Annotated in this window: 11 protein-coding genes; all 11 read right to left on the bottom strand. The window is 41.8% G+C overall.

Translation table 11 applies throughout. The features are described 5' to 3' along the window. Window positions 1-58 precede the first annotated feature (58 nt). On the bottom strand, window positions 59-2677 hold the full coding sequence (locus tag LG336_RS07045; protein WP_404331859.1) for an alpha/beta hydrolase fold domain-containing protein: 2619 nt from the start codon (window positions 2675-2677) through the stop codon (window positions 59-61). Between the two features lie 790 nt (window positions 2678-3467). Then, window positions 3468-4277, bottom strand: coding sequence for an EcsC family protein (locus tag LG336_RS07040; protein ID WP_404331858.1), 810 nt, complete (start codon window positions 4275-4277; stop codon window positions 3468-3470). A 213-nt stretch (window positions 4278-4490) separates the two neighbouring features. Next, on the bottom strand, window positions 4491-5636 hold the full coding sequence (locus tag LG336_RS07035; RefSeq protein WP_404331857.1) for an iron-containing alcohol dehydrogenase: 1146 nt from the start codon (window positions 5634-5636) through the stop codon (window positions 4491-4493). 138 nt (window positions 5637-5774) lie between these two features. Beyond that, a complete protein-coding gene (gene rhaD / locus LG336_RS07030) occupies window positions 5775-6611 on the bottom strand; it encodes a rhamnulose-1-phosphate aldolase (RefSeq protein ID WP_404331856.1) in 837 nt (278 codons plus the stop codon). Between the two features lie 244 nt (window positions 6612-6855). Further along, complete coding sequence (locus LG336_RS07025) at window positions 6856-7617, bottom strand: DeoR/GlpR family DNA-binding transcription regulator (RefSeq protein ID WP_404331855.1); 762 nt, start codon at window positions 7615-7617, stop codon at window positions 6856-6858. A 148-nt stretch (window positions 7618-7765) separates the two neighbouring features. Then, window positions 7766-9019, bottom strand: coding sequence for an L-rhamnose isomerase (gene rhaA, locus LG336_RS07020; protein ID WP_404331854.1), 1254 nt, complete (start codon window positions 9017-9019; stop codon window positions 7766-7768). 21 nt (window positions 9020-9040) lie between these two features. After that, window positions 9041-10456, bottom strand: coding sequence for a rhamnulokinase (gene rhaB, locus LG336_RS07015; RefSeq protein WP_404331852.1), 1416 nt, complete (start codon window positions 10454-10456; stop codon window positions 9041-9043). Window positions 10457-10823: 367 nt separating this feature from the next. Next, window positions 10824-12497: a ribulokinase gene (locus LG336_RS07010; protein WP_404331851.1), complete on the bottom strand. Its 1674-nt coding sequence runs from the start codon at window positions 12495-12497 to the stop codon at window positions 10824-10826. Between the two features lie 16 nt (window positions 12498-12513). Beyond that, window positions 12514-13203 (bottom strand): L-ribulose-5-phosphate 4-epimerase, encoded by a 690-nt coding sequence (araD, locus tag LG336_RS07005; protein WP_404331850.1) that lies wholly within the window; start codon window positions 13201-13203, stop codon window positions 12514-12516. 61 nt (window positions 13204-13264) lie between these two features. Continuing rightward, window positions 13265-14212 (bottom strand): sugar phosphate isomerase/epimerase family protein, encoded by a 948-nt coding sequence (locus LG336_RS07000; RefSeq protein ID WP_404331849.1) that lies wholly within the window; start codon window positions 14210-14212, stop codon window positions 13265-13267. Window positions 14213-14397: 185 nt separating this feature from the next. Beyond that, window positions 14398-15450 carry an autoinducer 2 ABC transporter substrate-binding protein gene (locus LG336_RS06995; protein WP_404331848.1) on the bottom strand — a complete coding sequence of 351 codons (1053 nt, stop codon included), beginning with the start codon at window positions 15448-15450 and terminating at the stop codon, window positions 14398-14400. Between the last annotated feature and the right edge of the window lie 62 nt (window positions 15451-15512).

Below are 15512 nucleotides of genomic sequence, written 5' to 3'. Positions count from 1 at the left end.
CCGCTCCATTAACGTTTTAATGAAGTGAGGTACTGACCCAGCGTCCTTAAAAAAATCATTACCTAGATGTTTCCACCGAACTAAATGCCTCCCTTAATGTATTTGCTGCTTGATGGATGGCTTTATCGCCTTGTAGTAACATGCCTGGCAGCCAGAAAAATCCATGAATCATACTGTCATAACGAGTAGCTTCAACCGTAACACCCGCTGCTTTTAATCGTTCGGCATAGGCCTCGCCTTCGTCACGCAGTGGATCGAATCCTCCTGTAATCACAAGTGCAGGCGGTAGGCCGCTTAAATCTTCTGCGAGAAGCGGTGAAGCGTATGGATTTTTACCGTCCTCTTCATTCCGAAGATAATGATTCCAGAACCATTCCATAGTGTCCTTCGTTAAAAAGTAGCCCTCTGCGTTTTCCTTATAGGATTGAGTGTCAAAATTGTGGTTCGTTACTGGATAAATCAACATTTGATAGGCGATGGACGGCCCGCCTTTGTCTTTTGCCATCAGTGCGACAACCGCTGCTAGATTCCCTCCGGCACTGTCCCCGCCAACGGCTAACCTTGTGGAATCTACCCCAATACTAGAAGCATTGTCGACTACCCATTGAACAGCGGCATAAGCATCTTCAGCAGCTGCCGGGAATTTATGCTCTGGTGCTAGTCGGTAATCGACCGAGATGACCACACAATTGGCCCGATTGGTTAAGAGGCGACATGGAACTTCAACGGTGTCGAGATTGCCAATGACCCAGCCTCCGCCATGATAATAAACCAAAGCTGGAAAAGGACCTTCGCCAACTGGTGTATATATACGAACAGGGATTTCACCACCTGGTCCCGGAATTCTTCTGTCTTCTACCTTTCCTACTTCTTCTGGTATTCCGGCCATCGCACTAAAATCAGCCGAAAGTCTTGCTTCTTCAGGTGACAGTGTCTCCATTGCTGGACCACCAGCGGCCGCCATTTGGTCTAATAAAAATTTCGCCTGTGGATCAAGCTTTGTCATAACTGTTCCCTCCAGATTATTTAGTTTCTTTCTCTCTTTAGGCAAAATTTTAGAAGAAGTTGAAACAGAAAACCCTTCATACTCCTTGGCGGCTACATCATCACAAATTTGACGGTAAAGCCCCACTCCTCCAAGAAAAGCCATAAAACCTCTTGGTTTCCCCTCAATATTTGCGCCCATATACCAAGAATCTGTTTTCGTAGCAAGCGACATTTCGGCAATGATCTTACATTGCTGGCTCCAAGCCATTTCTGCCTCAGCAATCGCCTCAATGGTTTCTAGATTATTTTCACGAAGGTATTCGATACAATCGGCAATCCATTCTACATGCTGTTCAATCGAAACCAACATATTGCTTAACACCGATGGGCTTTGAGGTCCAGTAATCATGAACATGTTTGGAAAACCTGCCGTTGCGATTCCAAGGTATGTTTTTAAATCAGCGCCTCCTGCCCACTTCTCTTTAAGAGAGATTCCATCTTTGCCACGAATATCAATTTTAAAAAATGGACCGGTAATCGCATCAAATCCTGTGGCAAATACAAGGGCATCAAATTCATACTCGGCTTCTGTCGTCCTTAATCCTTCTGGGGTCAACTCTTCAATAGGATTGGACTTGATATCCACAAGGGTGACATTCTTTCGGTTGTACGTTTGGAAGTAATTTGTGTCAATAATCGGCCGCTTTGTCCCATAATAGTAGGATGGCATTAGCTTTTCAGCCACCTCAGGGTCCTCAACGGTCTGGGCGATTTTAGAACGGACGAATTCTGCGACCGTATCATTCGCTTCCTCTACAAAGCCAAGATCATTGTAGGTATACATCAGGGTAAAAAGTCCACCCTTTTCCCATGCCTCCTCGTACACTCGCTGGCGTTCCTCTGGTGAGGCGTCTAGCGCCGGAGTGTCTCTTGGAATCGATGGGACTCCATGCATAGAGGCAATCATTTGCTGCTTAATTTTATGATAATTCTCTTTTATTGTTTGAAGAAATTCTGGGCCGTAAGAATGATTTTCTGCTGGGGAGCTATACTGAGGTGTGCGTTGAAATACGATAAGATGTTCTGCTTCTTGGGCAATAACGGGAATCGCCTGAATTCCACTGGAACCCGTTCCAATGATTCCGACTTTCTTTCCTTTAAAATCTACTTTCTGATGTGGCCACTTTCCCGTATGATACAATTCTCCTTTATAACGATCCATGCCTTTGAAGTTTGGAGTATTGGAGGCTGAGAGGCAGCCTAACGCTGTGATGAAATATTTCGCTGTGATTGTGTTGCCATCGCCAGTCTGGATGTCCCAATTTTTGTTCTTTTCATTAAAAGTAGCACTTGTGATGCGTGTCTTGAACTGAATGTCTCGACGTAGGTCTAGCTTATCTGCGACAAAGTTTATGTAGCGAAGAATCTCTGGTTGTTCCGCATAACGGGATGACCATGTCCATTCATTTCGCAACTCTTCTGAGAAAGTATAATTATAGTAGATACTTTCAATGTCACAGCGAGCGCCTGGATAACGGTTCCAATACCATGTCCCACCAACATCCTCCCCCGCCTCATAGACGCGAACAGAGTAACCTAACTCTCTCAGACGATGAAGCATATACAAACCTGAAAAACCTGCCCCAACCACTACAGCATCAAAAACTCGAGCTTCTTGATTCCTTGTCACTAATCAATCTACCTCCTAAAATCTATTTAGAAGTTATAACAGAGAAGTATAGAAAGCGCTTACACTACTATTCTATTTTCCTGGCTGTTTTCCTCTATTTAATTTTTTGTCATGGTGGTAATGGTGGTGAATGAGGGAATAACACGAAGAATTGTTTTTCCAGAGAACCTCGAACGAGCAGGCTCTTTGCCTATAATTTTTAAAGAACCTAGTATGGGCATTGAGGGGGTCTTAGTTCCCATACTCACTGGGGTTTCCTTACTATAGGCATTGACACGGCCTCTCAGTTCCCATACTCCCTGATGTTTCCTTACTATGGGCATTGACAGGGTCTCTCGGTTCCCATACTCGCTGTTGCTTCCTTACTATGGGCATTGACAGGTCCTCTCAGTTCCCATACTCGCTGTTGCTTCCTGACTTTGGGCATTGACAGGTCCTCTCAGTTCCCATACTCGCTGAAATATCAGGACTATGGGCATTGACAGGGTCTCTCGGTTCCCATACTTGTCGATGTTTCCTTACTATAGGCATTGACGAAGCTTCTCAGTTCCCATACTTGTCGATGTTTCCTTACTATGGTCACTGAACATGAGTCTAGAGCAGCAGAAGGGGCACGAATGCCCTGTGTTGGTGACCTATCTTGGTCGAAAGAATAGTAGAAAGGTCTCCAATACCCAGTATTGATGACCTATCTTGGTTAAAAGAACAGTAGAAAGGTCTCCAATACTCAGTATTGATGACCTATCTAGGTAGAAGTAATAGAAGAAGGGGCACCAACAGGCAGTGTGGTTCATTCCCCATCCCCACCTTCCCCAAGTCTTTCAACGATCCTCCGTTTTTGATAAAGCATTGTGCCGGTTTCTGCTAGATCGCTAATCATCGAACGGTTGGCGAAGGCTCCAAAAAGAATGCCAGCAACCGGAATCATTTGAAATAATTTCTTCCACCCAAATTGTTCCGTAAAGGTTACCGTGACTTCGCGCCATCCTTGTAGCTGGGAAATCGCTTCCCGCGTTTGCTTGTCACTTTTACCATAGTCGGAGAGTTCATTTATAATCGCTTGTTTACCAACCACATCAGCTGATGAGAATTGCAGGCATTTAATGATAAAAACCCTTTCTGCCTTGTCATTCGGATCATAGCCGTGAATCATCGCGATTTCCTGTAACGTTTTTAAGGAAATTCCAAGCACAGCTGGAATATCGATGGCTAGGGTAAAAATACCGCCAATCCCTGTACTAGCTCCCTGAACGGTCGCAACCTTTTTTCGTTGTTCCCCAAGGTCAAGCGCAGCCTGCTTCATCACCAAAACAGGAATGTCCTGAATATCAGCCAACTGGTTGATTTGTTGACCTGTCTTTTTTTCAATAAAATGAAAAATAGATTTTTCACTGGACAGATATTGTCCACCGGTTTGAATATAACTTCCCAACTCGTCTAACAAGGTCCCGATTTTATCCTGAATGAATTTCGGCGTAAGCATATCGAGCATTTTAAAAGGGAGACGACCAAGACGTTCCCAAAACCATAGCCCTTTTTGATCCTTTTCCCACTTCTCTATCAAACTTAACTCTTTTAATAATTGGTCCCTAGACTCCATCCTTTTCAGCTCCATCTGTTTAATATTTATATTAACGTTTTGAAACTAGAATAGGTTTCAATTTTGATTGACAAGGAAATCAAACATCAATCACTGAAAACAGTGCCTCTGTCACTCAACCGCTTGCTTTTAATTCTCGACTAAATCCTCCCTGAATAAAAACAAAACGATACTCCCATAAGGTTTCCTGGAAGTACCGCATGATTTTTATTATTATAAAATCTCCTCAAACATCGCAATGGTTTCTTTTTTTGTAGGCATGAATGGGTTTCCTGGTGCACATGCATCCTTTAAAGCATTATCGGCTAGTTTATTTAAATCCACTTCGGTCACACCTAGCTCAGAAAGTTTCGTTGGGATTCCGACTTCTTTTGCTAGCGACTTAATCGCCTCGATCACTTCTTCTGCGCATTGCTCATCGGTTTTCCCTTCAACAGAAATTCCAGCTGCTTTGGCAATTGCACGGAATTTCCTTGGATCACGCTTTGCATTTTCTCTTTCAACAATCGGCAGAAGCATCGCATTGCATACACCGTGCGGCAAGTCATAAACACCACCAAGCTGATGAGCCATGGCGTGGACATAGCCAAGACCCGCATTATTAAAGGCAATTCCACCTAAGAACATCACGTAGGTCATCTGTTCACGCGCTTCGAGGTCATGTCCATTTTTCACAGCACGAGGCAAATAATTAAACACCAATTCAACCGCTGCCAGTGCCGTTGCATCTGTGACCGCATAGGCACCAGGTGTAACAATCGCTTCAATCGCATGGGTTAACGCGTCCATTCCAGTCGCTGCGGTCAATGAGGCTGGTTTATCAACCATTAATTCTGGATCGTTCACAGAAATCGTGACAAGACTGTTTTTATCCACCATTACCATTTTCACTTCGCGCTCTTTATCAGTGATTACATAGTTAATCGTAAATTCACTAGAAGTTCCTGCTGTTGTATTGACCGCGACAATTGGAAGAGATTTATTCTTCGTTTTCCCCACACCTTCATAGTTGCGTAAATCTCCCCCATTTGTTGCGTATAGGCCCATTGCTTTCGCTGCATCCTGTGGAGAACCACCACCAATCGAAATAATAAAATCGCATTGATTGGTTTGAAGGACATCATAGCCTGCGTATACATTTTCAACGGTAGGATTTGGTTTTACATCATCAAAAACAACATAATCAAGTTGTATTGAATCTAGTTCAGCTAGTACTTTTCCAGCAATTCCGGACTGACTTAAAAATTGATCTGTCACCACTAGTGCTTTTTTATATCCTAAATCATTAATTAAAGGAGCTAATTCTTTTAAACATCCAATACCCATCAGATTCGTACTTGGCACATAATAAACACCCATTTTTCTTCCTCCTTAAAATCGTTCACAGTTTGTTCAATACTTCACATAATTATTTGTAAATAAAGGGACAATCCGTGTCCCTTCATGATACAACTGCCTGCGTTTCTTTTTATGAGTAATATTTATAAAAATTCCAGCTTACAGCTTTAAAATCCCTTCCCTAGGAACCACATTGAATGCATCTGCAAGGTCTTGCAATTGCTGATCAGTGATGGTTTGTTTCTTTCCGCCTTGGGCACAAACAATGGTGTAAACCTCTGCTGCTTTTTCAGCCGTCTCAATCAGTCCAAATGTTTCATCCATGGTCGTACCTGCTCCGAAAACACCGTGATGCGGCCAAAGGACAATTCGGACATCCTTCATTCTTTCTGCTGTTGCTTCGCCAATTTCATTTGTTCCAGGAACAATCCATGGAATAACGCCGACACCTTCTGGGAATACGACAAGACATTCTGTACACATTTCCCAAAGAGTTTTTGTCATAGCTTCTTCCTCTAGGCTATGGGTAAACGTCATGGCAATAAGGTTTGTTGCGTGACAATGCATGATAACGCGATGGTTTGGATCAACTGATAAGCGCTGCATATGGTTCATTAAATGGGTTGGCAGCTCGCTTGTTGCAACCCCTCCATCTTCAAATCCCCAAAGAATTTCATAGCCTTTGCCATCAGCAGCAATACGGATGACTCCTAAGTGTGTACTAGGTTTTTTCTCCACATTTTTGAAATATTTCCCTGAACCTGTAACTATGAAATATCTACCAGCAAGAGCTGAAGCATCAAAGTTCATTGGAACAGTGCGAACCACATGATCAAGATCCAAGTATGGACGAACCTCTTCTTCATTTAATAAATAACTAATATTCCCGCCATTCCGCTCATCCCAACCTAAGCGGTAAAGGTTAGAAGTTGTTTCCACCATTTCTTGTAAAAATGGTGCTGTTACGATCGGATTTCTAACTATCGTTGTAATCATAGTTCCTTCACTCCTATTTATATAAGACTTGTTTTTCAAGTTCTTTTATGTCTGTTTCTTATGTACTTATCATAAACCTAAAATCAAAATAAAACAACATAAAAACAGATATATTTTTTGTTTATTTTTGTTTTGTTTTGAATTTTGCCATGCCTTTGTTTGTTTTTATCTATTGACAAGAAAAAGGCATGTTATCTCACAAAAAAAACAGACCAATCCTCAAATTGATCTGTAGCTTTGTTATTTAATTAGCAATCGTAATTTTAATTCGTTTTTCTTCTAACTGTCTCTTGATGTTCTCCTCGATCTTTGCATCCGTGATGACACAATCAATGTTCGAAAGTGAGCTAATTTGTGAAAAAGAACGAACTCCAAATTTGCTTGAATCCACCATCAGTACGGTTTCGTCTGCAATCTCCATCATTTGCTTTTTGACTAAAGCTTGCAATTCATTAAAGTCACTCAAGCCTTTTTCAAGATGGACGCCTTTACATGAAAGGAAGGCTTTATTAACATGATACATGCCTAAAGAACGTTCCGCTAGTGGTCCCACAAAGGATAAAGACTGCGACAACAACGATCCTCCAGTAGAAATCACCCTGATTTGCTCTTTCTTACTAAGCTCAATAGATACTTTTATGGAGTTTGTCACAACTGTTAATGGCATGTCTGGAAGTTCCTTTGCCATGTACCAAGCCGTTGTGCTGGCATCTAAGACAATTTGATCTCCTGCTTCAATTGACTTAATCGCTTCCATGGCAATTGCTCGTTTTTCAGCTGCATTGGTGATTTCTCTTTCTAAGTAGGATGTTTCTGATTGATCTTTTTCTAAGCTAACCGCTCCCCCATGGCTTCTCATTAATAAATTGTCTTTTTCAAGCTTTTCTAAGTCTCGACGAATCGTTTCCTCCGTCACAGAGAATATTTTACTTAGCTCCGTAACCCTAATGCTCAACTTTTCATTGACCAATTCCACAATCTTTCGCTGTCTTTCCGCAACAAGCACTCCGCTACACCCTTCCCCACTTAATAGTTTTGGTTTTATGTTGTTTTATTTACTTTTACTTTTAATTTTATAAATTAAATATAACATATTTTTTGAATAACAAAAAGGCAGGCCACTTTAAAAGTTGGCCCACCTTCTTTTTTCTTTATTAACGCTTTGATAAAACCTCTTCTTCATAGGCTTTTACTTCGTCTAACCAAGATTCTCTTACAGGAACGTCCATCTTCTCGCAATAGTAATCCCAAATCGCACTGAACGGATACGTTTTGAATTCTTCTAAAAGAGCTAATCGCTCGGTGAAATTCCCTTCTTCTTGGAGCTGTTTTAAATAATCATTTGGCGTCAACATCGCAAACAGCAATGCTTTGATCATGTTTCTAGTTCCAATCGTCCAAGCAGCAATCCGATTGATACTCGCGTCAAAGAAATCTAGTCCAATTTTAACTTTGTCTAATGCATCATTACGTACAAGCTCAAGAGCAATCTCTTTTAGCTCATCATCGAATGTAACCACATGATCGCTATCCCAACGAACCGGACGTGACACATGCAAGGCAAGCTGATCACTGTATAACAACATCGATGAAATTTTATTTGATACCGTCTCAGTCGGGTGGAAGTGTCCTGTATCCAATAAGCATAACTTATTATTCTTTAAAGCATAACCAAGATAAAATTCATGTGAACCGACAACGTAAGACTCTGAACCAATTCCAAATAATTTGCTTTCAATCGCATCGACATTGTATCTTTCATCCACTTCATCGGCAAAAATCTGATCCAATGACTCTTTTAACCGAACTCTTGGTGTTAAACGGTCACTTGGGACATCCTTGTATCCATCCGGAATCCAGATATTTGTTAAACAAGGAGTACCAAGTTCTTTTCCAAAATATTCACCAATTCGGCGTGCAGCAATACAGTGATTAATCCAGAACTCTCTGATTTCTGGGTTTGGATGAGAAAGTGTTAGACCATCTGCTGCGTTTGGATGAGAGAATAGTGTTGGGTTAAAATCGAGCCCCAATCCTTGTTCCTTCGCCCAGTTCACCCAGTTTTTAAAATGCTCTGGTTTCACTTGGTCACGCTCGACCACTTCGCCATTTGTTTCCGCATAGATTGTATGCAGGTTAACCCTATGCTTTCCTGGGATTAACGACATCGCCTTTTCTAAGTCCTGCCGTAATTCTTCAGGGTTTCTCGCTTTCCCTGGATAATTTCCAGTAACATCGATTCCACCTGACAATTCACTTTTGTTTACTTCAAACCCACCAATATCATCGCCTAGCCAGCAATGAATGGAAACCGGTACAGATTGTAATTTTTCTAAAACGGAATCAACATCAATTCCCCATTTTTCGTAAAGACTTTTCGCATATTGATAATTCGCTTCTACTGTCATATTTGTTTATCTCCTTTTCGGTTACATTTGGTTTTTACTAGGTAAATAGGTTTTCATCTCAAATGAATGTTTAATGATGGTTCTAGCTTTCGAAATATCTTCGATGTGTCCTAGGGCCATGAGTTGCACACTAAGATTCCCGATTGCAGTGGCTTCTACTGGACCAGCATGAATCTCTTTATTTGTCACATTCGCAATCAATTCATTTAACAGCTCATTTTGGCAACCACCGCCAATGACGTTAACCTGCTTAAATGTCCTTCCGACCAGCCCTTCAATTTGGCTTATCGCTTCTTGATAACTGGCGGCCAAACTGTCATACACACATTTCGCCACTTCTCCAGGCGTTTCTGGCGCGAGTTGACCAGTCGCCAAACAACTTGCGATAATCTCTTGAATCATATTCTCTGGCTTCATAAAGCGGTCTTCGTTTACATTGATGATGGCTTTATAGTCTTTCGCTTGTCTGGCTAATTCAACAAGTTCCCCAAAAGAATATTGACTATTGTAGTTTCGCTTCACTTCTTGAATCATCCAAAGCCCCATAATATTTTTAAGGAAACGGAAGCGATAATCCATTCCGCCTTCATTGGTAAAATTGTAGTTCATTGCGTCTGGGGTACAAATAGGTTGGGTATTCTCTACCCCAATCAACGACCATGTCCCCGAACTGATGTAAATCGTGTCCTCTTGTTCTGGAACCGAAACAACGGCTGAACCCGTATCATGTGTCGCTGGAAGAATTACCTTCATATCAAAACCAAACTCTGAAACGAGCTCTTCCCTCAATGTACCAAGTACGGTTTTAGGCATTTGAATTTCTTGAAACATTTCGTGATTCAATCCAAGTTCCGTGATTATTTCTTCGTCCCATTCTTTCGTATGGGCATTCACGAGTTGTGTTGAAGTTGCATTTGTATATTCATTTACTTTCTTCCCAGTTAACAAGAAATTGAGATAATCAGGAATCATCAAAAATGTTTTTGCTTGATTTAAAACCTCAGGATTGTTTTGTTTGATGGAATAAAGTTGATAAATAGTATTAAACTTCTGGAATTGAATGCCGGTTTTTGAATAAAGCCTTTCTTTCGGAATTAGCTTCGACACTTCTTCTATCATTCCATCCGTTCTTGGGTCACGGTAGGACACTGCATCTGTTAAGGGTTGATCCTTTTCATCAAGTAGCAAGAAATCAACCGCCCAAGTATCAATCCCAATGCTTTCCGGTTGCAACCCTAGTCGGTGACATTGATGAACACCTTCTTTAATTTCCTCGAAGAGTTTACCAATCTCCCAACAAAAGTAAGTCCCTTTTCGAACAAGCTTGTTCTCAAATCGATGAATTTCTTGTAGCTTTAATACTTCGTTTTCGAGGTAGCCTGCGATTAATCGACCGCTAGAAGCACCAATATCAACAGCAATACTGCATTTTATCATTCAAATCACCCTTCTGTTGTAAGCGGTTACTCATATCTCTATCATACTAGAAAGTTAGCAAATGCCAATAACGTAATTAGACAAATTCATTGTCGTTATTTGCACACACACTAACACTGTCACCTTGAACATCTGTGAGTCTTTAAAATGGAAGAAGACGGTTTTTCAAGATTAAACGGGATTTCCCTAGACCTTTCCTATTAAAAAGAGGACATCACTTGTTTTAGCTTCGAGATAAAAATGGACTAGCATCGGAACTAGGAGCACATAACGACAGGATGATCCAGAACCCCATGTTATATTCGTATAAAAAAGAGGCAGTTCCATTTTTAATAGAACCACCTCTCTTTATCTAGAAACTTTCCATTTACTCGCTAACTTTTGCCCGAATTGATTTTAATCGATGCATGACTTTATTTTCACCACGACCAAAGTAATCATGGAGTTTTGAATATTCCTGGTAGAGTTGCTCATATAATGCTACGTTTTCCGGAATCGGTTCAAAGGTTTCATCTTTAATCCGTGCCATTTTTTCTGTCGCTTCAATAATATTGTCATATCCACCGCTTTCTTTTCCAGCGGCTACTGCACCAAACATCGCAGCTCCTAAGGCTGGTGTTTGCTTGGAAGCGGCAATTTTAATCGAACGATTTGTGACATCCGCATAGATTTGCATTAATAATTTATTTTTCTGCGGAAGCCCGCCACACGCATACAATTCATCTACTTGTAAACCTTTTTCATGAAAGGCATCGACAATTTTTCTTGTGCCAAATGCAGTCGCTTCTAGTAAGGCACGGTACATTTCCTCCGGTTTGGTTTGCAATGTTGCACCTAAAATGACCCCACTTAGCTCGGTATCGACTAATACGGAACGATTTCCATTCCACCAATCTAGCGCTAGTAAACCTGTCTCCCCTGGCTTATACTCGGCTGCTTTTTGCTCCAACCATTGATGAAGGCCAACACCGTCTGCTTTCGCTGCTTCGACAACATATGCTGGAACAGAGTGGTTCACAAACCATTCAAAAATATCTCCAACTGCCGATTGCCCTGCTTCATATCCATACAGCCCCGGAATGATCCCGTCCTCAACGACGCCGCACATTCCTTCGACCTCGACTTCTTTCTCACCTAGAAGCAAATGACAGATTGAAGTTCCCATCGCCATCACGAGTTTTCCAGGTGTGACAACACCAACACCTGGGACAGAAGCATGTGCATCTACATTGCCCACAGCAACTGCGACGTTTGGACTTAAGCCAAGAGTTTCAGCCATTTCTTCTGTTAGCTGACCTGCTTTTGTCCCTAGTGGCACAACCTCGCCGCGAAGTTTGGTTTCTGTTAAATCCTCCAAGCGAGGGTCCAATGCTTTAAAAAATTCCTTGCTTGGATAGCCTTCCTCTTTATGCCAAATCGCTTTGTATCCAGCGGTACAGCTATTTCGTAGCAAATTGCCTGTCAACTTCGAAATCACCCAGTCAGCCGCTTCGACAAATTGGTCCGTTACCTCATAAATTTCCGGTGCCTCATCAAGGATTTGCCACGCTTTCGCCATCATCCACTCAGAGGAAATCTTCCCACCATAACGAGCTAAAAACTTTTCATTTCGTTCATTAGCGATGTTATTCAATTTATTCGCATGCGCCTGAGCGGCATGGTGTTTCCAGAGCTTTACCCAGCTATGTGGATTCTCTCTCCAGTTTGTGTTAAAACAAAGAGGCTCTCCCTGTCCATCAATTGGAAGCATTGTACAAGCAGTAAAATCAATTCCCATTCCGATTACATCTTCTGGGTTTACCCCTGATTCTCTTACTACCGCAGGAACCGATTGTTTTAACACTTGGATATAATCATTCGGGTCCTGAAGCGCCCATTCAAAGCCTAGTTCTACACCTGATTCAGGTATCTTCTCATCGATTACGCCATTCGAATATGGGGTTACATGATCCGCCAATTCTGTGCCATCTTCTAAGGAAACTAAAACAGCCCGGCCTGACTGTGTTCCGTAATCTACACCAATTGCATATTTTTTTGTCATTGCCTTCTCCCCCTGTTTAGTTCTGTCCGTAATAGGCATATGCCCCATGTTTGCGTAAATAATGTTTGTCTAAAAGGGATTGATCCATCGGAGGTACTTGGTTGTTCAATTGGATTGTCCAAAGACCCATTTTCGCTACTTCCTCTAAAACAACCGCATTTTCGATTGCTTTCATTGCGCTTTTCCCCCAGGTAAAGGAAGCATGACCATGCACCAGTACACTAGGAATCTCATTTGGATTCACCTTCTCAAACGTTTCAATAATGACATTTCCTGTCTCCAGCTCATATTCTCCGAGAATCTCCGCTTTTGTCATCGGCCTTGTGCATGGAACAGTACCATAATAATAATCAGCATGGGTCGTTCCTAATGCCGGAATCCCTTTCCCTGCTTGCGCCCAGCTCGTTGCATAAGGAGAATGAGTGTGCACCACCCCGCCGATATCCTGAAAATGCTTATATAAAACTAAATGAGTCGGCGTGTCAGAAGATGGTTTTAGCTTACCCTCTACGACATTTCCTTCTAAATCAACGACAACCATGTCTTCTATTTTTAATTGGTCATAAGGGACACCACTTGGTTTTATGACCACAAGATTCTTTTCCCTGTCAATGCCACTTACATTTCCCCAAGTAAGCGTAACCAATCCTTCCTTCGGTAATGCCTGATTGGCTTCGAGCACTTCACGCTTTAATGCTTCTAACAACACAATCTCCCCTTCCCACATTTGTTTCGAGACGATGATACCGCTTAACCTACTGATAGTCTTATAAAGACAATAGCTCGTTCTCTCTTTCCCTAAAATAGGTTGCTGTTTGACGTACTAAATGATCGAGCTTTCGCTTATCCGGGATTGAATTCATCGCCGGGTACGGATCTCCTCCTGGTCCTAGTGGCTCCGGAGTCAAGAAACGATTTCCTTGATTGTAGCCGATGAGATATAAAGCCATAATGATGGTATCAATATCCATGAACCCTTCTCCTAGTGCCCCTCGATTGCTATCTGCTAGATGAAGGTTCACTAACCGATTACCCGCTTCAATAATGGCTTCACCAATATGCGCTTCCTCGGATTGCATATGGTAAATGTCTCCATTAATATGTTGAATTGCTTCGTGATCCACTGCTTCAATATAGTTCTTCGCATCGGCAACGGTATGGACAAAGCTGACCTCTGCGGAGCGAATTGGTTCAATTGCCGCTTTGACTCCGCTTTCTGCAAACAAGGTTCCTAAACCTCTTAGTGTCCGAATGCTTCGTTCAAACTCAGTATCGTCGTATGCATTAGGGCGTCCAACCGCACCAGGAACAACAAGCAAATACTCTCCTCCGACCGCACTCGTAAAAGCAAGTTCTCTTTTTATGTAACTAATTGCAGCTTGTCTTTTACTTGGAAGATTACTAGAAAGATCATTTTCAGCTGAAAACATCCCACAAACACCAGATACCTTCATATCGTACTTCTTTAATAATGAGAGTGTTTCCTCGACATCGTATCCAAGGTCGTCTCCATAATGATTGCCATGAAGTTCAATGTACTCAAGTCCCGCTTCTTTTAAACGGATAATGGACTCTTCTAGAGTCTCAAGACCAAATCCCCAATTGCTCCAAGATAATTTCAGCCTCTCCTGAAATAGTTCGGGCTGTTCTGATTTTAGCTTTAAAAATGCATCTTTGATTTTTTCATTTTTTAATTGGTAGTTTTGTAACTTCATGTTTGGTCCTCCTTTTTGGTTATCATCTGTACACCCTATGGATCTTTCCTATTAAATGGGGCAATCTCGTTAGAAGAGGTTGTTTTAAGCGGGGGAATCATCGTTAGTAAGAGTAGATAAAAGTGAGTCCCAAAAGTGAGTGGCACTCACTTTCGGGACATCAAGGTCTTCATATGAATTTTTTCTTAGAAATTGAAATCAGCTGCGTTGTCTTTTGTAAAGTCAGCTGGAGGTCCCATGATGATGGACTTTCCATCTTCTAATACTGAGATTTGACCAACGCCTTCAACTTCCATACCATCTGTAATCTCTACACCTTCAGCAATCATTTTACCAACTGCAACAGTAAGAGCACCTAATTTACCTGGATCCCAAAGAACAGCTGTATCTAGAGAGCCATCCTCCAAGAATGGAAGTGAGTCAGTTGGAAGTGCAGATCCTACAACTGAAATCTTATCTTGCATGCCTTTTTCCTGTACAGCTTGTGCCGCACCTAGTGGAGCTGGAGTTGAAACAGCAAGAATTCCTTTTAGGTTCGGATAAGACTTCATTAAATCAAGAGTCTTTTGATACGCAACCTGTTGCTTTTCTTCTGTAGGGATTTTTTCAGTGACAATTTTGATTCCAGGATAGTTTTCGTCGAATTCTTTCTGAGCAGCCTCAATCCAAAGGTTAAGGTTAGCAGCAGACAGACCACCTGTTAAAATTGCGATTTCACCCTCTTCAGTACCCATTGCTTCCACTAACTTTTTAGCCATATGGCGACCGAAAACATCATCATCAATTTGCTTTACAGAATATTCAACAAGGTCTTTGTTTGCTGGTGTATCCCAGTCAATAACGTGAATGCCTTGGTCTTTTGCTTTCTTTAGAACTGGGTCAACTGATGCAGGATCATTTGGTGCAATCGCAATCACGTCTACGTTCTTAGAAATTAAGTCCTCAACTACTTTTACCTGTGCAGCTGCGTCAGCTTGTGTTGGACCTGTATACTGAACATCAACGCCAAGGTCTTCACCCGCTTGGATGGCCCCTTTTTCTGATGCATTGAAGTATGGAATCCCTACAAGCTTAGGTACAACGGCAATCGCTAATTCGCCATTATCTGAACCGCTAGCAGCTTTGTCTCCGCCTTCAGCCTCTCCACCACTTGAACTTCCACCGCTACCAGAAACACAGCCAGCCAAAAGTCCTGCAGCAAACACACCCGTCATTAAAGTCTTTACAAACTTTTTCATGAGCATTTTCCCCCTTAAGGATTGTTTTTTTTTTATGTTTTACCTAGATCAACTAGGGAAAA

It is taken from the genome of Mesobacillus maritimus, from assembly GCF_044803185.1.
GTDB lineage: Bacteria > Bacillota > Bacilli > Bacillales > Cytobacillaceae > Mesobacillus_B > Mesobacillus_B maritimus_B.
The sequence above is the reverse complement of the archived record's forward strand: the minus strand, read 5'-3'. Positions and strand labels throughout refer to the sequence as shown.